The following is a 22,214-nucleotide window of genomic DNA, read 5'->3' on the forward strand; positions in this document are numbered from 1 at the left end:
GTCGCCCTTTCCCCAAATGAATCGCACCGATTCAGGCTATGCCTCCGGCGGCCCTGCCGGGGGCCAAACTTTTAAAAAGTTTGACAAACAGGTCTTAATGCGACACCCCGGCCACAACGTCTGGCTCTTCGGGCAGCTCGCCACCCTTCATGATCCGCCACCACCCCAGGGCCCGCCAGCTTTGAACAAGCCGTGAGACCTCAGATGAATCGGGTGCCTCGGCTTCCTCAGCATAGGGAAGACGCTCCACCCGGTTGCCGGAGATCATGAATCCCGGCGTCACCATCATGCCTCGCCCTATCCCCACCTGCCTGCGATGCGGATCCAGCATGCTGGTGCCCAGGCTGTGGTAAGCAGACCCTTCGGGGGCTGCCAGGTCCAGCAAGGTGGGCATGATGTCCAGATGGCTCCCGGCCACCTGGCTCGGCATGGAAACCCCGTCGAGTACCTCTTTTCCGTACAGCACAAACGGCACGCTGCGGCTCTCGTAGAGGGTCGGGTGTTCGTTCAAAAATTTCCGAGACCAGTGATCTCCGGTAACGGCAAACAAAGCCTTGGGAAACCTTTTCTCCGCTTCGCGTACAAACCGTCCAAGCTCATGGTCCGAGTACCACAGGTGCCCGAAGGTCCCCAGAGGGATCTTTCCGTCGTACACCTCCTTAAGCTCCGCCGGAATATCCTTCAAAGGAAAACCCTTGCCGTACACATCCAGGTCGTAGGGAGGGTGATAGGAGGTGGAGAGGATCAGGTTGAACGAAGGGGTCTCCTTATCAAGCTGTTTCAAGATAAAGTCGAAGAGGTCCCCGTCATCCACCCCCCACTCGTTGCCCTCCAGCCAATCCCCCATGTGGTTGCCGCCGTAGCAGGCATCAAAGCCCTGATTCAGGGCAAAATCTTCAAGGCGCTGCCAGGAAAGGTACCCCCCGTAAAACAGGTTCGCCTTATACCCCAGGGCCTTGAACTGAGGCGCCATGGAGGTGGGAAAAGGCGTTTGGGCGGCGGGCTGGTAGTTGGTGATCACCCCCACATCGGGAAGCCCCGTCATAATGGCGGAAAGGGAGACCATGGTCCCGCTGCCCGCGGAGATAAAGGACCGGACCTGCAACCCCTCCCGCCCTAAGCGTGCCATCTCGGGCATCAGGTCCAGGGAGCGATATCGCTCCAGGGTGGACCAACTGTCCATGCTCTCCATGACAAAATAAAAAATATGCTTGGGCCGAACCGCTGCCGCCCCCCGGCTGGTTCTGGCCATGGTATTATCAAGGGATCCCCCGGAGGCCGCACCGAAAAGCGTTTCAACGGCCCCTTCGATATCCCCGCCCGAAAGGATGCTTTCAAGACCGGCCGCACTGGCCACCTTCTTGTGGTGCTTGAGGGTGTACCGAAGTGCCGACCAGGGATTTAACACCATCCTATTTACAAAGGAGTCCCGGGTTACGGAGGCATCCTTCAACTGGACCGGCCTGCTCACAACCGACCCCCGCGCACAGAAGGTCACGATACCGAGCATGCAGACCATGGTCACCACCTTCAACGGCAGGGACTTGCCGAGAAAAGAGAACCACGTCTCCGGAAAGATCGGCGTCTTGATGGACGCCAGGGCAAGCTTTAAGGCGGCCACATAAAAAAGAGCCGCAACCGCGACAATGGTCACCACGGGGTATGTGGTCCAGGCTGATTTGACGACGGCTCCGAAATCATCGTACACGGCCCCAAAAACCCACTGGTTGAAGGTGTCTTTGTACTCGGTGACAAACATAAAATTCACCGAAAAAACGATGGCGTTCATCAGCAGCCCAATCCGCGCCATCCATGCCCGAACCACGGCAGCCACCGCTTTTAAATCAACAAAGGCACACAGAATCGATACGAGAAAGGTGGGAATCAGGATAAGGGCGGACACGCGGCCGTCAAACCGAAGCCCGCTGAAAAAGGCAAGAACGTAACCGGAAGGACCGACACTCCCCGCCATGGCATGGCGAAACATTACGAGAACAAACAGACGATACAGTTGCAACGAAAGGATCAACATAAAAAGCAACTTCATGTCCTTCTGCAACTCAACACAAAACGCCCGCCACGACGGACGAAACTTACTCAGGTACTGCATACAACGCCTCCAGCAACACAACTCCGGCACCCACTGGCAGACGTTCTCCCCTGCGGACAAAGCCACCGGTGCCTATCCCCCAGGCGTCATCGGCGTTGCCCCACGGCAACGGTCTCCGATCACCCCGGAGTGATCTCTTCCATGGCTTCTTACCTTAATTCAGTCAAAGCCATCGTACGGTGGCTTTTTTAATACATTTCAATGAACAATAAAACCCATTTTTACCCATGGCCGGACCACAGCCCGGCCTCGTACCCTATATAAAGCACCACTCCGGGCCACGCCCATTAAAAAACGGGCTATCCGTTTAAAATCAGTCATAAAAATTCAGGAGAGTATACGAAAAACTGAAAACAAAATGGGGATCAGCACAAAAGGAGGGCACGGAAGATGCCAGGATAAAGGCGTATTGTTTTTCTGGAGAGGTGCCGGAGGGGAGCCGCTCCCACACGAACTCCCCTCCGGCGTTGACATAGAATCGTCAACTAGGTCAATAGCACACAACAGGGGGTTTTCACAGCATGAAAGCGTATTTCCCATACGATTACCGCCGGATTGACCCGTGGGGAGCCCCCGCAAAAGGGGAGCAAAACAACTGAAAACGACCCATAAAGGCCAGGCCGTACCTATGGGCGAAGCAGGATATCCAGAAGGGAGGTGACGGCAGAAAGATCCTCACCAAAGTCGATGGAAACCGAGATGGTGGCAAGGGGCATGGTGGTCATGGTTCGCACCTTGACCCTGTCCTTGTCCGTGGTAAGCAGGACGGAGGCACCACAGTCCCTGGCCTGGGCTTCCAGGGCGGTGATCTCCGCCTCTGTGTAAGGGTGATGGTCCCCGAAAAAACGGCTTCCGGCAATGGACACCCCAAGTGCCCGGGCCCCCTCTTCAAAGGCGTGATTTTTTGCAATACCGGAAAAAAGAAAGGCAGGGCCCAGCGCATCAGGTGTCATGGGTGTTCCCGCCCCATCGGAAAGGGAGACGCGGTGGGAAGAGGCAAAAACCGGAAGGGCAGCGGCCCTGGATTTCAGCTCACCGGAAAGGTGGCTCAAAAAATCCCCCGCAGCCCCATCCCCGGCCCGGGTGAGTACCACGGCGTCGGCCCATGACAAGGCGGAAAGGGGTTCGCGCAAGGGCCCCCGGGGAAGCACATGCCCGTTGCCGAAGGGACGGCTGGCATCGGCCAGGAGAATGTTCAGGTCCCGCGCAAGGCGAATATGCTGGTAGGCATCATCCAGAATCACCACATCGGGTCGAAACCGATCGCAGGCTTCCATGCCTGCTGCGACCCGATCGCTGCCGATGACAACGGGCACACCGGGAAGCTGCTCGGCCATCATCACGGGCTCGTCCCCGGCTTCATGGGGGGAGAGAAACACAACGTCTCCGTCGGAGACCACGGCCCCCCTTTTGGAAAGGCTCCCGCCATACCCCCGGCTCACGATGACCACCCGGGCCCCTTTTTGACGATACCAGCGGGCGGCAAAAAGGGTCATGGGGGTCTTGCCCGTTCCCCCGGCCGTCAGGTTGCCGATGGCCACCACCTTTGCGGGCAGGCGCTTGGCCTCCAGCACCCCCTTTTCATAGGCCAGGCGCTTGACCCGCCCCAGGGCGCCGTACACCTTGGAGAGCCCCAGCAGGGCAACCTTGGGGGACACAGGAGAGGTCTTGCCGTCATCCTCAAAGGCACGTTCAATGTAATCCGTCATTTTTCCCATACAATCACATGGTCACCCGGAGCCCCGGGTGCGAAAAGGGGCAATAAAATAGGGCCACCGGTGCCAAGGCAAGCCTTCATCGCACCGGTAAAACAAGCCCCGATCATCATTCAACGTCCTGCAGCAGCAGCCCGCCCGCACAGAGAAACACCACATCGGCAGCCCAGGCGGCAACAAAGGGGGGCAGCATTTCCCCGTACCCCAGGGAGAGGCAGAGGCTGTAGAAAACCCAGAAGAGAAAGGCCGTTCCAATGCCGATCCCCACCGAAATGGGGATCCCTTCATGGCGCTCACGCGTCAGGGCAATGCCGGAGCCGATCATCACCATCATCAGGCAAAGCAAGGGGAAAGCCATCTTGGCGTGGAAATCAACCCGGTACCGGGTGACGTCGTACCCCTCTTTTTCCATCTTACGGATGTACTCCCAGAGGTTGAAAAAACTCATCTCACGGGCCTGTTTCACCACGCTGCCCAGATCCTCGGGCATCACGCCGACCATGTCGATGGCGGCGGACACATACTGAGATCGCTGACCATCCGAGTCCGAGGGTTCCTGAATAATGGCATCTTTCAGGGACCATCCCCTTCCCGTGTAGACCCCGCTTGCCGCATCCACCCGCCGGACGGGGACAAAGGAGCCGTCGGCAAACCGCGTGACGGAAACCCCTGAAAGGGTCTTGGTGGCGATGGTGTAGTGCTTGATGTAGATAATCTCACGCCCGTGTCGCAGCCAGATGTTGTTCCCGTGGGTGGTCTGGATATTTCGTTTTTTTATCTCCACCATGCGAATGTGTGTGGCTTTGTTCAGGGCTATGGGAACCAGGGTTTCAGCCAGGGTAAAGACCAGAAGGGTCAGAATGACCCCCGCCCACGCAAGGGGCTTTACGAGCTTCCATGTGCTGATCCCCCCGCCCATAAGGGCCACCACCTCATTGTTCCTGCGCATGAGCCCGAACAGGACCACGCTGGACAACAGGGCACACACCGGGGTCATCATCACAATGATCCCCAGGTTCCTCATCACCACGAACCCTACCCCGTCGAGGAGGTTGTAATCCGCCTTGAGAAACTTTGAAATCCAGGAGAGATAGTCGATGGCCACCACCAGGAAAAAAACCACCACCTGGATCATGGCGAAATACTTGAAGAACTGTTTCAGGACATACCGCTGAACAATCGTCATGCCCGCCCTCCTTTCCGGAAGAGCCCTGCTACCCGGCGAACACACGAGGTAATCAACCCGCCCAGCACATCAAAGCCCAGGGTCTTTTCCTTGGAGACCCGCACAAGAAAAACGATCCCCGCACTGCCCATAACCGCATTGCCCATCCAAAGGGCCAGTTCCGGTGGCACCACCCCGGATTTGCCCAGGGACCATCCCGAGGCATGCATCACGTAGTAGAGAAGAAAACAGACCAGTCCCAGGCCCATACCCGAGCTCTTGCGGGAAAAGGCGCTGCGAAGTCCCAGGGAAATGGAGAGGATCCCGAGGGTCAGGGCAGCCAGGGCCAATGCGAATTTTTCGTTGATCTCCATGATGGCCGTATCGGGATTGCGCCCCGCCTTCTTCTCCGATGCAATGTAATCGGAAAGCTCGGACAGGCTCATTTCGTCCCGCGCCTTTGCCCCCAGCTTCTTGTCGGAGCGCAGCTTGCCGAAGCTCACCCGGATGTCATAGGTGGAAAAGGCGATGGCATTGACCGATCGGTCCGCAAGGTTCACCTGATTGACCTCGCCGTCAAAAAGCCGCAGGGTCAGGGTCTCGGCTGTCTTGGAGAAAAACCGCACCCCACGGGGGGCCGAAATGGCCACCTCGCTTTCGGGGTTCCGGGTGTCCCTGATGAACACCCCGTGGAGGCTCTTGTCCTCGGGGTTGATCCGCTCCACATAAAGCATCACGCCGTCAAAATTGGTGTTGAAGGTCCCCTCTTTCAAGGAGGCATCCACACCTGCGGATGCGATATTCACCACCATTTTTTTATACGAGTAGTTCCCCCAGGGCACCCCATACACCGTCACGCCCAGGGTCAGCAGGGAGCCCACAACACAGAAAGCCCCCACCGGAAACAAAATGGCGGAGAGACCGGCACCGCCGGTCTTGATGGCGACAATCTCACGATCGGCGGACATGCGCAGAAGGGTAAGCAGCACCGCCATCATCACGGACATGGGCAGGGTATACTGCATCATCACCGGAAGGGTGTAGCCCACCATGGCAAGGACCGTGGAGAGGCTCGCCCGGTAGTTCACCACCAGGTCGGTGATGTCGATGATTTTGGTCAGAAGAAAGACAAGGCTGAGAAAGCCCAGGCACAACAAAAAAGGCTGCAACAGCTCTTTCAGAATGTAGCGGTTGATAATGGTAATGGAGGTCACCTATCACTGATATATAAAGACTAAAAACGCCTCCGGCGGCCCTGCCGGGGGCCAAACTTTTAAAAAGTTTGATAAACAGGTCGTGCCAGGTTGTGTCGATCAGCCGGCAGGTACTATCCCGTGGAATCCCACCCAAGGGAACTGTCACTTGGACATCTTGGCCCATGTGCTCATGGTTGCTTGAAAGAACAACAGGTACAATGGCCAGCCAGCGTTCAACATGAATCACCTAACCGCCGGAGGCGCGTTTGACTTAAGCGATTATAAAAGGTCCCGGGCCACCCAGACAACTTCTCCAATTACCTCAAAGCTCGTGAGATCAGCCTGATAGTCCACGGCCTCGGCTTTGTTGTCGGACAGCACACGAACGGAAAGGCCTTCCGTAAAAAGCCGCTTGACCTTGATGGTGTCCCCTTCGCGGAAGGCAAAAATCCCCCCCTTGAACCGGCCCTCGTCCCCGATGCGGGACCGATCCACCATGACGGTGTCGCCACTTAAGATCATGGGGGCCATGGAATCACCGGCCACATCAAACAGGACCAGGGACGACGGATTGCCCTTGTTCCGGAGCCAGACCTCCCCGAAGGGGCAGGTTTCGAGCACTTCAGCCGTGGTCTCAAAGGAGCCGCCGCCACCTGAAAGGGTCGCGCGGTACTTGGGAATATACACCAGGGCATTGACCATGCCTGCCCCTTCTCCCCCTTTGTACCCGTTCAAGAGCCAGGTGATGTCACAGTCAAAGGCCTGGCAGATCCTGAAAATAGCATCAATGGTTGGGGACGTGCCGTCCCGCCACGATTCAAAGGCCCCGGTCAGACCGACGGTACGGTCCAGTTCACCGAGCCGCCCGCCATACTCCCGTGTCACCAGCTCCTCCAGATTGTGGAGAAACACCTCCCTGTCCCACTTCATAATCCCACTCTTTCATCGTGTCGGACGCCTCGCGTCCTGTCGATCCAAGACCATTATGGACGCATGCCCCGTCTGTGCCGGAAGCCTGCGTCAGTGTCGAACGTGTGACCCAAGAATGCCGGAATCATAGCCAGAGGACGGCGGGTTGTAAAGGGTTTCAAGGCTCACATTTTTCGTGCCAGAACAGCGCAGGAACCCGACGGGAGAGAGAGATCCCCGGCAAAGACGAGCCCGGCCGCCTCCACCATGGCCCGCATCTCCCCTGTGGTATAGGCCTTTCCGTTGTAGGTATTGAGCATCATGTGAAGGTCGTACAGGCCCCCTGCCTCGCCCCGATCCCTGTAAAAATCATGGACGACCAGGGTACCGCCACCGGCCAGGAGAGCCGCTGCGCGACGCACGATCCCAAGGGTTTCGTCATCCCCCTGGCAGTGCACCAGATTGGAAAGCAGGAGAAGGTCGGCTCCCTCGCACCCGGGAAGGTCCCAGCGCTCCTCAAGAAGGTTCACGCAGGAGAGGCCGATGCGGCCAAAGGCTGGGTGGTGTGCCTTTTTTTCGGCAAAAAAGCCCACCACATCGTCGAGATCCGCAAGGGAACCGCTCCAGCCGGGGTGCCGATCCAGAAAGGCGAGACTGTAAGCCCCGGACCCGAAGCCCAGCTCCACGAAGCGCCCCGCCTCCTTTTCCGGCATCACCAAAGCCCAGAGCTCTTCCGCCCGAATCCGCGCCGCTTCATCCATGGCCTCAATGTACTGGGCCAGATCTTTTTTATACTCGGCCTCGCTTTTCTCCGTCGCCGAATACACCCGCTCCCCGGTCTTCAGGGTCTCCCCCAGAAGCTCCCAGGCATCGAACAGACGTTTTTCAAAGACCAGGGTACCGGCCATGGGATGGGGAGCCCCAGTCCCAAAGAAAAGGGCACCATGCCGGGACAACCGGAAGCCCTGGGGGGTCTCCTCTAAAAAGCCCAGAACGCAAAGGGCCCCAAGGGCGCGGGAGCCAAAGGAAACGTCCCACCCCACCTTACCGCAAAGGGCCTCTGCCGTTACAGAGCCCGCCCCCACGATGTCAAACACCCCGGCATCAAAGGCGGCTTCCAGCAACCGGTACTGGCGATACCCCGTCAGCAGGCTTTTAAATTTCAAATACGGTGTCATCTCACCCATGCATCCTCCTCAACAATCACAAGCAAAAAGGTCACTATTCAGCTCCAAAAAGCTGCCTTCTATGGTTAAAGTGCATGAAAGAAAGCCTCCGGCGGCGAGGTGTGCCACCTCGAAAGCAGGTTGCGAATGCGCTTTCCCCTTCGTTCCTCAGGGAAAATCACATTCGCCATTGATTCAGATTAAACCGAATCTATTTTTTAAAACCTGTTTATTAAACTTTTTAAAAGTTTAGCCCCCGGCAGGGCCGCCGGAGGCAGTTTTAACTTGGCTGCTTCCGGCGGCAAGGTGAGCCACCTTGAAAGCGGGTTGCGTATGCGTTTTCCCCTCGGTCCTCGGGGAAAATCACATCCGCCTTTGATCAAGGCTGGACGGGATCTGTTGTTTTAAACCTGTTTGTTAAACTTTTTGAAAGCTTAGCCCCGACAGGGCCGCCGGAGGCATAAGCTGAATGGTCAAAACAAAAATACCCCTGCATGGCGTCATGCAGGGGCATCGTATCACAACCGATCACAAAAAAGACCTTACCCTTTGGTATGGGGATCTTTGATGGCAACTTCTTCGAAGGTCAGGACATCAGCCAGGATGCGGGTAGAGGCATCCAGGAGTTCCATGGTCAGGGCCGCGCCCGTGCCTTCGCCCAATCGGAAGCCCAAATCCAGCAAGGGATCCACGCCCAAGTGGTCATGCATGAAGGTATGCCCCACCTCCACGGAGCGGTGGCTTGCAAAGAGGTACTCCTTGGCCCTCGGGGCCAGGTCGCCGGCGATGAGGGCCCCGGCCGTTGAAATAAACCCGTCGCACACCACGGGGATGCCGTGGGCGGCAGCGCCCAAGACGAGCCCTGCCAGGGCGCCGATCTCGTAGCCGCCCACCTTGGCCAGGACGTCCACGGGGTCCGTGGGATCGGGCCTGTTCACCTCGATCCCTTGTTTGATCACATCGATCTTGCGCTGAAGGGCCGCATCGTTGATGCCTGTGCCCCGGCCGGTGAGGTCTTCCACCTTTTCCCCGGAGAGCACGGCGATGATGGCCGTGGAGGGGGTGGTGTTTCCGATCCCCATGTCCCCGGTGCCGAGCATGTCCAGCCGGCCTTCGGCCACAAGCTCTTCCACGATCTCAATCCCGGCTTCAATGGCCGCAACGGCCTGCTCACGGGTCATGGCAGGGCCTTTGGTAAAATTCTCGGTGCCCCGGGCCACCTTCTTATGGATGATGGGAAGGGACGGATCAAATTCGGCCTTTACACCGATGTCCGCGGCCAGGGATTCTGCCCCGGCGTGCTTTGCAAGGACGTTGATGGAGGCCCCTTTGATCACGAAGTTGTGGACCATCTGCTCGGTCACTTCCTGGGGAAACAGGCTCACGCCCTCCTCCACCACACCGTGGTCCCCGGCGCAGGTCACCACAACCTTCTTCTCTAATTTGACGTCGATGACCCCGGCAATGGCGGCAAGCCTCGCGGAAAGGGGCTCCAGAACCCCCAAACTCCCCTGGGGCCGCGCCTGGTCAGCCAGGCGCGCAAGCGCCAGCTGCTCCATCCCGCGATCAATCCCGACAATGGAATCAATGGTCTTTTCGAGCAATTTCATTCAGAAGCCCCCCTCATGATCAAATATAAAAAACGCCGGTTGCATGGCCTGTCCCCCCATGATGCCAGTGGTTGGGTAATGGCACCATGGGGAACGGGTAAGCAACCTGAAAAATCGTCGTCGCCAAAAACGTGAATAACCCGTGCCGTTAAGCACGGGCGCAGCCCGTCAACGAATGCGACAACCCGAGGCACGAGGGTTGAAGCATTCGCGAACCTACCCCTTGTAAATTTTATCGCCTTTGATGTCGGGCTGGAACACTTCCATGCCCTTTTTCATGGCGCAGAAGTCGCCGCACATGGTGCAGGTGTCTTCATTCTCGGGGCAGCGTTCGGCACGGATGGACTTGGCCACCTCCGGGAAGAGGAGGTGTTTCTCCAGGTCATCCCAACGCATCTCGCGACGGGCCATGGCGGCCATCTTCTCAGTCTCACGACGGTTGGGGTACTTGGCGATATCCCCGATGCGGGTGGCCAGACGGGTGGCCCTCACGCCTTCACGCACGTCCTGAACCGTGGGCAGGGCCAGGTGCTCGGCGGGGGTGATGTAGCAGATAAGGTCGGCTCCGAAGCGGGCGGAACTTGCAGCCCCGATGGCGGCCGTGATGTGGTCGTACCCGGCGCCGGTGTCACAGGGAATGGGTCCGAGGACGTAGTAAGGGGCGTTGCCGCTCATGCGCTTTTCAAGCATGATGTTGCCTTCGATTTCATCGAGGGGCACATGGCCGGGGCCTTCCACCATCATCTGGCAGCCCATCTCACGGCCCAGCTCGGCCAGCTCGCAGTTGATGATCATCTCGGCCATCTGGGCGCGGTCATGGCTGTCGTGGATGGCGCCGGCGCGGATGCCGTTGCCCAGGGAGAGCACCGCATCGTATTTTTTCATGAGGGCGCAGACACGGTCGAACTGCTCGTAGAGGGGGTTTTCGCGCTTGGTGGCGTCCATCCATGCCACCATGAAGGTGCCGCCCTTGGAAGCAAGACCGCCGTAACGGAAACCCTGGGCGCGAAGACGCTCAATGGTGTACTGGTTGATGCCGCAGTGGATGGCCATGAAGGAGAGGCCGTCCTGCAGCTGCTGCTCGATAAGGTCAAAGAGGTATTCGGGATCGAGCTTGGAGGGATCCTGGTACTTGCGCCCGGTCTCTTTGAAGGCCTGATATAAGGGCACATTGCCCAGGGGGAGGTTGGTGGCTGCCAGCACCTCGCGACGGACGAGGTCCAGATCGCCTCCGGCGGAGAGTTCCATGAGGGTATCGGCGCCCTCTTCCTCTGCGGCCAGGGCTTTTTCAATTTCGCTCTTGATATCGCAGATATCGGAGCTGGTCCCGATGGAGGCGTTTACCTTGGTCCGGAGACCGGTACCGATGCCCACGGCAGGGCCTTTGTGCTTGGGATTGTTGGGGATGACGATCTCCCCTTTGGCAACCAGCTCACGAATGCGTTCGGGGGCATGCCCTTCTTTCTCGGCAACCTGCTGCATCTGGGGGGAAACCACGCCCTCCCGGGCCAATTCAATCTGGGTTTTTGCTACAGCCATTGTATCTCTTCTCCTTCAAACATATCGGCAGGCACGCCCGTGCCGCCATAATGATTCGTTTGGCCACCGATTTCGACAGTGTCCCGGTTCCACCCGGAAATGTACCCGATACCGTCATTGGAATCCGTCTGTTGCAGGACAGTCAAGGAGTACGAACCTGACAACTCCCGGATCCCAAAAAGTCTTCAACCGGCCGACACCAACCCGTGCCGGTCGAACACCCGATTTCAGGCAATAAAAAAAGGGCCCTGCGGTACATACAGATGTACCGCAGAGCCCTTTGCCATCGAACTCGGTCACGTAAGTCTCATGCACGTCTTCTGACTTCCGGGGTTAAACTCTCCCGCCGCGCCTTCCCGCCCCCCTTCAAGAGAAGCAGTGACTGTTGCCTTGATCTTTCCTGAAGAAAAGCAAGCCAACCTGCGTCGGGCCACCCGGTTACAGCGGCGGGACCGTCACGGATTTTCACCGTAGTTCCGTTTGCATGACACCGTATGACAAATTGAATGTGTACCCTGTTACCGGATACTGCCCATGCTCTACACGAAATCGGCGAAGAGCGTCAAGGAGAAAATGACACCGTGCCTGCCGGGCCCTTTTCCCGATACACCACAGGCTCCCTTCCATGCATACCCTCATTAGGCCACGGAGCGATCACGGGCCATGAAAAACGGTCTCGCGGCCCCCCCCCTGCCACTTCCCGCCCCTAATGTTCCCCCTAAGCTCCTTATACCCCGCTGGTTTTCGTACGCAATGCAGCTGTAACCCACCAGCTCCCGGCCGCAGATTGATGAATTCGCAAAATCAAGGCATCCACGTTGCGAATAAGCCTATTTCCAAATAAAATATTGACATATAAGCGATATTTCCCCTATGAATTGGTGTTAGTGGAATAAGGAATATTTAACCAATTTGGGGGAAATTCATGAATCAAGTGACAGGGATTTTTAAAAAAATCGCATCGGGAAGCCTGGTACTGCAGATTGTGATCGGAATCATTGCAGGCGTGATCCTCGCCCTTGCATCACCGGATACCGCAAACTCAGCTGGTCTGTTCGGCAGCTTGTTCGTCAAGGCGCTCAAGGCCGTTGCACCCATCCTCGTTTTTGTCATCGTCGCCTCTTCCATAGCAAACCAAAAGCGCGGCGCCCACACCAACATGCGCTCCATCATCGGCCTCTACCTGGTGGGAACCTTTATGGCGGCGCTGGTGGCCGTCAGCTTAAGCTTTCTCTTCCCCACCAACATGACCCTGGTGGCCTCGGAAACGGCAGCCACGCCGCCCAACGGCATCGGAGAAGTACTCAACACCCTTCTCTTCAAGATCGTGGACAACCCCATCAACGCTCTGGCCACGGGCAACTTCATCGGCATCCTCGCCTGGGCCATCGCCCTGGGCATCGCCTTCCAGCACACGGGTGAAACAACCAAAACCTTCCTGCACGACATCTCCAACGGGGTCTCCAGCATTGTCAAGCTGGTCATCCGGTTTGCCCCGCTGGGCATCTTCGGCCTGGTGGCACAGACCATCGCCACCACCGGCTTTACCGCCCTTTCCGGCTACACCCACCTGCTTCAGGTGCTCCTGGGCGCCATGCTCATCATCGCCCTGGTGGTAAACCCTGCCATCGTCTTCTTCATGACCCGGCGCAACCCGTACCCCCTGGTGTTCTCCTGCCTGCGTGAGAGCGGCGTCACTGCCTTCTTCACCCGCAGCTCCGCCGCCAACATCCCCGTAAACATGGACCTGTGCAAGCGCCTCGACCTCAACGAGGACACCTACTCCGTCTCCATTCCGCTGGGAGCCACCATCAACATGGCCGGAGCCGCCATCACCATCACCGTGATGACCCTGGCAGCCGTCCACACCCTGAACATCCAGGTCGACATGGCAACGGCGCTGCTGCTGAGCATCATCGCCTCCGTCTCCGCCTGCGGGGCCTCCGGGGTTGCCGGCGGGTCGCTGCTTCTGATCCCCCTTGCCTGCAGCCTCTTCGGCGTTCCCAACGAGATCTCCATGCAGGTTGTTGCCGCCGGTTTCATCATCGGCGTCATCCAGGATTCTGCTGAAACCGCGCTGAACAGCTCCACCGACGTCCTGTTCACCGCCGCTGCGGATCTCAACGCCAAGGGCTCTGCCGCAACCGAGACCGAAGCCGAGACAGCTGCTGCTGCATAAGTTTCCGCGCTTAGAGAGACAACACAAAGGGCCCCCTGGGAATCGTTCCCATGGGGCCCTTTTTATTTGGGGAAAGGCCCGCCGGACCTGCTGCGGAGCCAGTCCCTTGAAAGCTTTCCTCTCTGTCTTTTACAGGCTCGACGAATCGATCAGCTCAGGATCTCCGGGCTTCCAGGTTTTATCGTAAAATGACTCCAAGGGGCCGTAGAGGCGTAAAATCGTGTTCCATCCCTTGCCCGGCACGGTCTGGATCCAGTTGTTTTCCTGGCCATTTGGTGGTTTAGGGCTGAAGTAGATATCGTATGACCCGTCCTTGCCCTGCTTCAGGCCTCCCCGGAGATTGTCGATGCCGGGGAATCGCTGGTCGGTCTGCAGCATGGCTCGAGTCTGGTTGTCATAGAGGGTAAAGGACCAGAAATCCTTAGCCGGGATGTCTTTGGGGAGGTTGATCTTGTAGGTCTTGCCGCCGTCAAGGGCGTTGCCGTCCTTGTCGAGGTAAGCAATGGCGTACTGCGAGCCTTTGCCCACGTTCTTTATCGCCATGGCAGGAGTGATCCCCGTGGCATAGAAATGCATGTAGATCCGAGAGTCGAGCAACCGGACTCCATCCATCAAAAAATCGTAGCGCCCCTCTATAAAAGGGTTGGTCCAGACACGCTCCCCCGGATAGAGGTAATGGCGTTGATCCCGGGGGACGGCCGTGAGGGCCCGTGCCGTCACCGAGCCGATCTTTGCGGCATCGGTGAGGATTTTTTTCATGCGCTCGCCCGGTGCGAAATCTTTCCCCTTTTCGATGCCGATGGCAGCAAGGAGCCCACGGATTTCAGGGTCGAGCCCTTGGACGGGTTCGGCCTGGATCTGTGCGTCGATCTCCTCCCAGAAATGAAAATCCATACTGTGTATGGTGTTGTGATATGTCCCGGATACGTTCACGAATTCCATCTCCGGGGGGTTGCTCTTTTTAGAAAGGGGATAGATGCGAAAGGCCTTCTTGGTTGCCTCCACAGCCGGTTTGGGCGAGCCGCCCACCTGGAACCCCCGCCATACCACCCAATGTCCGTATGTCTCTGTCCTTACCGTGTGATACCCGCTCGGTACATCCTTCCTGTAGCCTGGCGGAACAATGAGAAATTTGCCGCCCTTGCCCCTGTCCGGCCCTGCGTTGCCGAAATCCACGACATAGTGAAACCAGGCATCATTGATAAACCCCAGCACATTGGGCGGTGTCTCGATGACCATGGGCTCCTCCCCGAGTTCCATCCAGGCCGCCATGTAGACCGACACAGTGTTCGGAGTCAGCCACAGCGATTTGGAGTCCATGAGGTCTTCGAAAAGAAGGGCTGTGCTGTTTGCCGGCCCGAATGCCAGAAGCCCCTTTTCCATGGCATACATCGAGGCAATGGGAATGGTGGAGAGAAAAGCTTGGGTCGCACGCTGGAGATCAAGCTGGTCGTAGACCTTTTGGATCGTGGCCGCATCGGGTACCCCATCGAAGCCGGTCAGGACCCCGATGGACGTCTCCAGCTTGTCCGGCGTGGAAATGCCCGCGGGCACCTCGGTGGTCATCTTCATGGCGGCCTGCCCGGCCGAGAGCAGCCCAACCATACCGAACAAAAACAACAAGGCGAAAACCGACAGCTTCGTTCTCATGACGTTTCTCCTTGATTCCTGGGGTTATGGATCGTTTTTTCTACGAACGCCACACCGTGCGCCCCGCCGGTTCGGAACAGTAACCGGACGGCAGTCCGGTGCTTTGTCTTTCCCTGTGCCGTCACCCCTGCGGACGAGATCATAAATAGTGAGGCTGAAAATGGCGAGGCGAGGTTGTGATGGACGAAATGAGGAGGATAGAACAAAAAAAATTCGTCTTTAATTCAAGATAGATATACGCAGCAAGTATCTCACAGGCACATTTACGGAGTCCAGCGTAATCTGCCTCTTCTTTCCAACGAAACAAGCCGTAAAAGGATGGGAGCCTATGCTGTCACCACTCACTTTTTTAAAAAATAGTCTCCCCTTGCGCTTGACTCCCAGCAACCCATCGTGCAAACATACCATACCGTATGGTATTGAATAAAGGGGGGAACTGTTTTGAAAAAACCGAAGGACAACGAAAACAAAAAGGCCAGACGCAGCGCTGTTGAGCTTCTGGACGCCGGACTGAACCTCCTTGCGGAGCACAGTATCCAGCAGTTGACCATTGATGCCCTGTGTAAAAAGCTGCACGTGACCAAGGGCTCGTTTTATCATCACTTCAAGGGCCGGGAAGACTACCTTGAGCGCATGCTTGAACACTGGGTTAACGACTGGACTGTCGGGAGTATGCAGCAGGCAGACACGGCAGCCGGCGCCGTAGAGCGTTTTGATGCCATCGTCGAAAGCTCGAACAACCTGCCCCATGGACCGGAAACCAGCATTCGCGCATGGGCGCAGCGGGATGCACTGGCGCTGCGTTTTCTGGAACGAGTCGATGCCATGCGCATGGATTACCTGTTCAACATCTTTTTGGACATCTCCGGTGATGCCAAAAGGGCACACCTTCTCTCCCGTATCGGATACTCGCTTTTTGTGGGCACGCGCATGGTGGCGCCTGCCATTGCCGGCGATGAGCGGGACGCACTCATCAAGCTGATGAAAAGCGAGTTGTATAAGATGCCGGAAACCAGCACCTGACAACGGAGGAAACCATGCAACATGATATCCCATGGTCGGACGTCGTATCCCTTTTCAGCAAAGTTCCCCATTCAGCCATTGCAACGGTGGACCCGGACGGTTGCCCGAGGGTCTCTCCCATCGGCTCCGTTCTTTTTACCGGTGAAGGGCAAGGCTATTATTTCGAAAAATTTCCTGAGCACATGAGAAACAACTTGGAGCGGGATCCGCGCATGAGCATCATGGCTGTGGCTCCGGGGATTGGATTCTGGACGGCGGCATTGTGGAGAGGAAAGTTTAAAAGCCAGCCTGCCATACGGCTGGTGTGTGAAGCCGGGGCCCGCCGTCAGGCAACAGAAGAAGAGCGCCGGGCCTTGCTTGATAAAGTCCGCCTGTTTCGCCGGCTCAAGGGGCATGACATCCTGTGGAAACACATGAGCGAGCTGCGGGAGTTTACGGTGATTCGTATCGAGCCTGTGGAGCTGGGGAAAATGAACCCATCGTAAGGCAGAGATGCCAGGGGCCTGTGGAGAGCTCAAGACCTGTCACCTTGATTCATGATTCACATAGATCAGCTCATCCGTGTTAAATCCAAGGGCCTTTGATGTTGCCACAAAGGCCTTCAGCACCTCCCCGTCAACCGAAGGGCTTCGAGACAGGAGCCAGAGGTACGAGGTGTCGGGCCCGGAGACAAAGGCATGCCCATAGTTCTCTTTGTCCAGGTGAAAGATCACGTAGGACCCGTAGAACGGTCCGAAAAACGAAACCTTCAAATACCCTTCACTGGGCTCGCCCACAAAAAATGCCTTGCCTTCGGCTTCGCGCCATTGGTTTTTACCCGGTGAAAATCCCCGATTTTTCACACGCACACCGCCGTCCTCACGCATGGAATACTCTGCGGTGACCTGTTCCAACCCTCGCTCAAAGGAGTGGTCCAACCTCGCAATCTCATACCATGTACCCAGATACCTCTGGAGGTCAAACCCCTGGACAGGCGAAACTGAATCTGGAACACCCAAACACCCCGTAAGGCCCACAAACACAACGCTCAAAAACATAAGCTTCTTCATGCCTGCTCCTTAATCTTTGATCCGGGGGGTCCGGGTTTTCCATAAGCTGGCATCGGCGACCTATCCGGATCCCATGGCTTGTCCTGTGGCAACCCGATCATGGGGCGTGCTACCACTCCAAAATGACTTTTCCGGAGTCCCCCGAACGCATGACGTCAAAGCCTTTCTGGAAGTCGTCGATACCGAAACGGTGCGTGATGACCGGCGAGATGTCCAGGCCGCTCTGGAGCATGCTGCTCATTTTGTACCAGGTTTCGAACATCTCGCGGCCATAGATGCCTTTGAGCTTGAGACCTTTGAAGATGATCTGGGACCAGTCCACAGCAGTCTCCGGGGGCTGGATGCCCAGAAGGGCGATGTGGCCGCCAAAGTTCAGGGCTTCGAGCATGTCCCGGAAGGCGTGGGGGCTGCCGGACATTTCAAGGCCCACGTCAAAGCCCTCGTTCATACCCAGCTCGTCCATGGCATCGAAGATGGAGCCGTTGGCCCGGGAGACGTTCACGGCCCGGGTGGCCCCCATGTTCCGTGCCAGGTCCAGGCGGTAATCGTTCACGTCGCTGATGACCACATGGCGGGCCCCGGCGTGCCGGGCGATGGCAACGGCCATGATGCCTATGGGCCCAGCCCCGGTGATGAGAACGTCCTCTCCCACCAGGTCAAAGGAGAGGGCCGTGTGGGTGGCGTTGCCCAGGGGGTCCAGGATGGAAGCGGTCTCGTCGCTGATGCCCTCGGGAATCCGGAAGGCATTCACCGCGGGCACGGCGATGTACTCGGCAAAGCAGCCGGTACGGTTCACGCCGATGCCTTCGGTGTTTCGGCAGAGGTGCCGCTTTCCCGCCCTGCAATTCCGGCAGTAGCCGCAGGTGATGTGCCCCTCGGCAGACACCCTGTCCCCCACCTTGTAGCCCTCCACTTCGCTTCCCACCTCCACGATGACCCCGGCAAACTCATGGCCGATGACCATGGGGACAGGCACCGTCTTTTGCGACCACTCGTCCCAGTTGTAGATATGGATGTCGGTCCCGCAGATGGCGGTTTTCTTCACCTTGATCAGGATGTCGTTGTGACCGGGCCTGGGAACATCGACCTCTTCCATCCAGATCCCGGCTTCGGGCTTTGCCTTGCTTAACACCTTCATTGTCTCCATCGCTTACCTCATCTACTGTGGTCGGGTTATGGAAAAATGCCTTGTCTGGTAACATATTAAAAAAAATGCCTCCGGCAGCGAGGTGAGCCACCTCGAAAGCTGATTGCCCTTGCGCTTTGTCCCTCGTTCCTAGGGCCAAAGCGCAAGGGCCTTCGGCTCGGGCTTCGCCCGACATAAAAACTGAGGGTTTGTGCGAGCTGGCCCACAAGCTTCGAAGCAACAGGATACGTTACCGTAACTTGTTGATTATCAACTTTGACCGCCGTGACTCCGGAAAGCAGGGCAGAGTCCCTGCACCCCAGATTTGCAGGCTCAATGGAGTGTTTTCAGAAGAATGAAATGGACATCTCCTGCAGAGACGGTTGCCGAATGTCAGACGTCACGCGAATGCCCCGAAAACGCCGGAGTAAAGACGACCTCCATGCATTCGCCACAGGGTTTCAAGGTGCCCCCACCTTGCCGCCGGTGGCTTTTTTATTCAATGATATGCAATTCTTTCCCTACATTAATAAAGGCGGCAATGGCCTTGTCCAGGTGGGCCTTGGTGTGACCTGCGGACATCTGGGTACGGATGCGTGCCTTGCCTTTGGGGACCACCGGAAAGCTGAACCCGATGACGTAGATGCCTTCGGAAAGAAGGCGGGTGGCCATCTCTTTTGCCAGGGTGGCGTCTCCGAGCATCACGGGAATGATGGGGTGGTTGCCGGGGACGAGGTCAAAGCCGGCCTCTTCCAGGGCTGCCCGGAAGTACCGGGTGTTCTCTTTGAGGGTGTCAATGAGCTCGGAGCTGGATTTGAGAAGGTCGAGGACGGCGATGGAGGTGGCGGTGACCACCGGAGCCAGGGTGTTGGAGAAGAGGTAGGGACGGGAGCGTTGCCGAAGCCAGTCAATGACCTCTTTTTTGCCCGAGGTGTATCCGCCGGAGGCACCCCCCAGGGCTTTGCCCAGGGTGCCGGTGATGATGTCCACCCGACCCATGACCCCGCAGAGCTCGTGGGTACCCCGGCCTGTCTCGCCGGTGAAGCCCACGGCATGGGAGTCGTCCACCATGACGTAGGCCCCGTAGGCATCGGCCAGGTCGCAGATGGAGGCAAGGTCTGCGATGGTCCCGTCCATGGAAAAGACCCCGTCCGTTGCGATGAGGATAAAGCGGGATCCTTTAGCGGCCTTGAGCTGGACTTCGAGGTCTGCCATGTCGTTGTTGGCGTACCGGAACCGTTTGGCCTTGCTGAGGCGGACCCCGTCGATGATGCTGGCGTGGTTCAGGGCATCGCTGATGATGGCGTCCTCGGGCCCCAGGAGGGTCTCGAAGAGACCGCCGTTGGCATCAAAACAGGAGCTGTAGAGGATGGTATCCTCCATGCCCAGGAAGCCACTTAAGGCAGCCTCCAGCTCTTTGTGGATATCCAGGGTACCGCAGATAAACCGCACGGAGCTCATGCCAAACCCGTACCGGTCCAGGGAGGCATGGGCCGCATTGATGAGCGTCTGGTTGTTGGAGAGGCCGAGGTAGTTGTTGGCGCAGAGGTTGATGACCTCGCGGGTTCCCTTCACGCTGATCTCAGCCTGCTGCTGAGAGGTGATGACGCGCTCCTCTTTGTAGAGGCCGGCAGCCTTCAAGGCCTCCGTCTCTTTGGCAAGGTGCGTCAGCAGTTCCGTCTTCATGGCATACCCCCATGGGTTGTTGAGGCAGATAAGCGGGCCCTTCATGGACCCAAAGGCTCGCGATGATGCGCGACCGGCAAAAAATGGGCCCTGTCGTCGCCCCATGGAGAGGTGGGGCAGCCTTTTCCGGTTCATCATCTCTTAATCATTGTAAAAGCACACCCGTTATGGGTTGTCAATCAAATTATCATACAAATATTACTCATTACGTAAAATTACCGACAAAAAAATACGAAATAATGAATTTTGAATCACCAAATCTCGAATAAGCTTATTTCAAGCCACCACCCGACCTCGAATCCCTGGCCTGGGGTGACCAGATGCCTCGAATCCGATCCCCAGAAACACCGATTCAAAGAATACGTTCCCTGTCCAAGGATTAAAGGTCGCCGCAAGGAGAGAAAAAAGAGTTGTGCCGCGATATCTTCGTGGGGTAATCAAGGTATATTCATCAGGCGACAGGCGCGTTATGAAATCCGAAGGCAGGGCCGGAGCGGTGACTGTATTTCCCGGCCTTTTCCCTTCCACAGGACCAGGGGACAAACCATATGTCAGAGCGAAGTTTTCAGACAGACCACATCGACAGGGCCATTATCAAGGCATTGCAGAAAAACGGACGCGAATCGTACAAGAACATCGCAAGGGAACTTGGGGTATCGGACGGTACGGTAAGGCTTCGCGTGGAAAAAATGATCAAAAACGACTACCTGAAAATCAGCGCTTCCGTGGATCCGCTCTTTTTCGAAAACTGCATCATGGCCCAGATCGGCATCAACCTGGAAGAGCCTGCAAACAAAGAGGTGATGGAGCAGATCTCACGATTTAAGGGCGTTCAGTCCGTCAACAACGTCACCGGGCGATACGATCTTGTCATCGAAGTCTTTGTGGACTCCCGAAGCGAGCTCAGGCAATTCCTCATCGAAGACCTTGCCACCATAAGCGGAGTCAGGGGAACGGAGAGTTTTGTCTTCCTTGAGGCCATCAACAAATGGGCCGATATTTCAGACTGATGAGCACCACACCAGCCACAAGCGGATCCTGCCGTCCTCTGCATCCGTTTTCTTGGCATGACGCAACCCCGGTTTATCTGATAAGAAATATGTAAAGACATTCAAAGGCTGAAAGACAGCCTGAAACCCTCAGATACCGGGCAAAGAACATGCGAAAAACATTACTCGTCTTTTACTCAAGAAGCGGAACCACCAAGGCACTGGCAGAAAAAATCCGGGCGCGGTTGGGCTGCGACGTCGACATGGAGGAGGTCATCGATCTCAAGGGCCGGGATGGCTTTTTCGGAAACCTTACCGGGGGCATAGACGCCCTGTTTCAGAGGCAAACGGATATCGGCTCCTCCACCCACGACGCGTCAGGCTATGACCGAATCATCATCGGCACCCCGGTATGGTACGGCAACCTTGCCCCCGCAATCCGCACCTGGATCACCCAAAACGCGACACACATCAACGGGTCAGCCATGGGATTTTTCTGCACCTTTGCGGGCAAGGGAGATGCCAGGGCAGGCAAGAAATTCCAAGGGGTCGCCAAGCCAATGGCCCCAGCCTTCCTCTCCGTTCAAAATGGCGAAAAAGACGAAATCACCTTGGGCAAGGTGGCGGCATTTGCCGAATCGCTGACTTAATCCGTCTCTTCAATAAACCCCAGCACCACCCCGTTGGGGTCTTTGGCCAGCAGCAGTTTCAATCCCCCGGGCAGGGTTTTGGGGCTCTTAAGCCCCGGCGCTTTTTTTTCTGAAAGCCGGGCGTAGGTGGCGTCGATATCGTCCACATGGAAGGTAAGGAAAACCGAGCAGGCGGCGTTGGTAACAGGGGGATCGGTGTCCCGCGTGATGAGCTCCACCTTGATGCCTGAAGGGTCTGTCAGAAAGGCCAGCTCCACCCCGGGGGACGGGGCCAGGCGACTGGTGAGCTGAAAATCAAGGGCCTCGGTATAAAAACGCACCGAGGCATCAATGTCATCGGTTCCAACGGTTACAAACGCTATCTGCATGGGAAACCCTTTCGCTTCGAGCCCCTTCAATAAGGCTGGCGGAAAGCAATGAACCACTCGCGACCATGAAGCTTATGCCTCCGG

General features: G+C 57.1%; 18 protein-coding genes and 1 riboswitch. Of the genes, 5 read left to right on the forward strand and 13 right to left on the reverse strand.

Going from position 1 to position 22,214, the window contains the following annotated elements; all coding sequences use genetic code 11:
• Positions 1 to 94: 94 nt before the first annotated feature.
• The 8 genes from BLQ12_RS01065 to thiC form a co-directional block, all read right to left on the reverse strand.
• Positions 95 to 2,110, reverse strand: coding sequence for an LTA synthase family protein (locus BLQ12_RS01065; RefSeq protein ID WP_092207406.1), 2,016 nt, complete (start codon positions 2,108 to 2,110; stop codon positions 95 to 97).
• Between the two features lie 626 nt (positions 2,111 to 2,736).
• Positions 2,737 to 3,828: a tetraacyldisaccharide 4'-kinase gene (lpxK, locus tag BLQ12_RS01070; protein ID WP_092207407.1), complete on the reverse strand. Its 1,092-nt coding sequence runs from the start codon at positions 3,826 to 3,828 to the stop codon at positions 2,737 to 2,739.
• Between the two features lie 106 nt (positions 3,829 to 3,934).
• Positions 3,935 to 5,011 carry an LPS export ABC transporter permease LptG gene (gene lptG, locus BLQ12_RS01075; RefSeq protein ID WP_092207409.1) on the reverse strand — a complete coding sequence of 359 codons (1,077 nt, stop codon included), beginning with the start codon at positions 5,009 to 5,011 and terminating at the stop codon, positions 3,935 to 3,937.
• Positions 5,008 to 6,204 (reverse strand): LPS export ABC transporter permease LptF, encoded by a 1,197-nt coding sequence (lptF, locus tag BLQ12_RS01080; RefSeq protein WP_092207411.1) that lies wholly within the window; start codon positions 6,202 to 6,204, stop codon positions 5,008 to 5,010. The genes lptG and lptF overlap by 4 nt, the downstream gene beginning before the upstream one ends.
• 261 nt (positions 6,205 to 6,465) lie before the next feature.
• On the reverse strand, positions 6,466 to 7,116 hold the full coding sequence (locus BLQ12_RS01085; protein WP_092207413.1) for a S24 family peptidase: 651 nt from the start codon (positions 7,114 to 7,116) through the stop codon (positions 6,466 to 6,468).
• 164 nt (positions 7,117 to 7,280) lie between these two features.
• Positions 7,281 to 8,282, reverse strand: coding sequence for a methyltransferase (locus BLQ12_RS01090; protein WP_092207415.1), 1,002 nt, complete (start codon positions 8,280 to 8,282; stop codon positions 7,281 to 7,283).
• Positions 8,283 to 8,803: 521 nt separating this feature from the next.
• On the reverse strand, positions 8,804 to 9,871 hold the full coding sequence (gene cobT, locus BLQ12_RS01095) for a nicotinate-nucleotide--dimethylbenzimidazole phosphoribosyltransferase (protein ID WP_092207417.1): 1,068 nt from the start codon (positions 9,869 to 9,871) through the stop codon (positions 8,804 to 8,806).
• A gap of 216 nt (positions 9,872 to 10,087) precedes the next feature.
• Positions 10,088 to 11,410, reverse strand: a complete 1,323-nt coding sequence (gene thiC / locus BLQ12_RS01100) for a phosphomethylpyrimidine synthase ThiC (protein WP_092207419.1) — start codon at positions 11,408 to 11,410, stop codon at positions 10,088 to 10,090.
• A 293-nt stretch (positions 11,411 to 11,703) separates the two neighbouring features.
• Positions 11,704 to 11,931, reverse strand: a riboswitch (cobalamin riboswitch).
• Positions 11,932 to 12,335: 404 nt separating this feature from the next.
• On the opposite strand from thiC, the gene sstT reads away from it, so the two are divergent.
• Positions 12,336 to 13,589 carry a serine/threonine transporter SstT gene (sstT, locus tag BLQ12_RS01105; RefSeq protein ID WP_092207421.1) on the forward strand — a complete coding sequence of 418 codons (1,254 nt, stop codon included), beginning with the start codon at positions 12,336 to 12,338 and terminating at the stop codon, positions 13,587 to 13,589.
• Positions 13,590 to 13,718: 129 nt separating this feature from the next.
• Here the strand turns inward: sstT and BLQ12_RS01110 are convergent, their stop codons facing one another.
• Positions 13,719 to 15,239, reverse strand: coding sequence for a DUF1254 domain-containing protein (locus tag BLQ12_RS01110; RefSeq protein ID WP_092207423.1), 1,521 nt, complete (start codon positions 15,237 to 15,239; stop codon positions 13,719 to 13,721).
• A gap of 441 nt (positions 15,240 to 15,680) precedes the next feature.
• On the opposite strand from BLQ12_RS01110, the gene BLQ12_RS01115 reads away from it, so the two are divergent.
• Positions 15,681 to 16,262 (forward strand): TetR/AcrR family transcriptional regulator, encoded by a 582-nt coding sequence (locus BLQ12_RS01115; RefSeq protein ID WP_175469415.1) that lies wholly within the window; start codon positions 15,681 to 15,683, stop codon positions 16,260 to 16,262.
• Between the two features lie 14 nt (positions 16,263 to 16,276).
• Entirely contained in the window at positions 16,277 to 16,747 is a 471-nt protein-coding gene (locus BLQ12_RS01120; protein ID WP_092207427.1) for a pyridoxamine 5'-phosphate oxidase family protein, read from the forward strand.
• A 39-nt stretch (positions 16,748 to 16,786) separates the two neighbouring features.
• Here BLQ12_RS01120 and BLQ12_RS01125 read toward each other — a convergent pair whose 3' ends face one another.
• The 3 genes from BLQ12_RS01125 to BLQ12_RS01135 form a co-directional block, all read right to left on the reverse strand.
• On the reverse strand, positions 16,787 to 17,311 hold the full coding sequence (locus BLQ12_RS01125; protein ID WP_092207429.1) for a lipocalin family protein: 525 nt from the start codon (positions 17,309 to 17,311) through the stop codon (positions 16,787 to 16,789).
• Positions 17,312 to 17,420: 109 nt separating this feature from the next.
• Complete coding sequence (gene tdh / locus BLQ12_RS01130; RefSeq protein WP_092207431.1) at positions 17,421 to 18,458, reverse strand: L-threonine 3-dehydrogenase; 1,038 nt, start codon at positions 18,456 to 18,458, stop codon at positions 17,421 to 17,423.
• 474 nt (positions 18,459 to 18,932) lie between these two features.
• Positions 18,933 to 20,123 carry a glycine C-acetyltransferase gene (locus BLQ12_RS01135; RefSeq protein ID WP_092208123.1) on the reverse strand — a complete coding sequence of 397 codons (1,191 nt, stop codon included), beginning with the start codon at positions 20,121 to 20,123 and terminating at the stop codon, positions 18,933 to 18,935.
• A 548-nt stretch (positions 20,124 to 20,671) separates the two neighbouring features.
• On the opposite strand from BLQ12_RS01135, the gene BLQ12_RS01140 reads away from it, so the two are divergent.
• Both BLQ12_RS01140 and BLQ12_RS01145 read left to right on the forward strand, forming a co-directional pair.
• On the forward strand, positions 20,672 to 21,133 hold the full coding sequence (locus tag BLQ12_RS01140; protein WP_092207433.1) for an Lrp/AsnC family transcriptional regulator: 462 nt from the start codon (positions 20,672 to 20,674) through the stop codon (positions 21,131 to 21,133).
• Between the two features lie 149 nt (positions 21,134 to 21,282).
• The gene (locus BLQ12_RS01145) at positions 21,283 to 21,762 is read left to right on the forward strand and encodes a flavodoxin family protein (protein WP_092207435.1); all 480 of its coding nucleotides are present in this window, start codon (positions 21,283 to 21,285) and stop codon (positions 21,760 to 21,762) included.
• Here BLQ12_RS01145 and BLQ12_RS01150 read toward each other — a convergent pair.
• Positions 21,759 to 22,130 carry a VOC family protein gene (locus BLQ12_RS01150; protein WP_092207437.1) on the reverse strand — a complete coding sequence of 124 codons (372 nt, stop codon included), beginning with the start codon at positions 22,128 to 22,130 and terminating at the stop codon, positions 21,759 to 21,761. The genes BLQ12_RS01145 and BLQ12_RS01150 overlap by 4 nt on opposite strands.
• Positions 22,131 to 22,214 lie beyond the last annotated feature (84 nt).

This window comes from Desulfoluna spongiiphila, from assembly GCF_900101345.1.
Taxonomy (GTDB): Bacteria; Desulfobacterota; Desulfobacteria; order Desulfobacterales; family Desulfolunaceae; genus Desulfoluna; species Desulfoluna spongiiphila.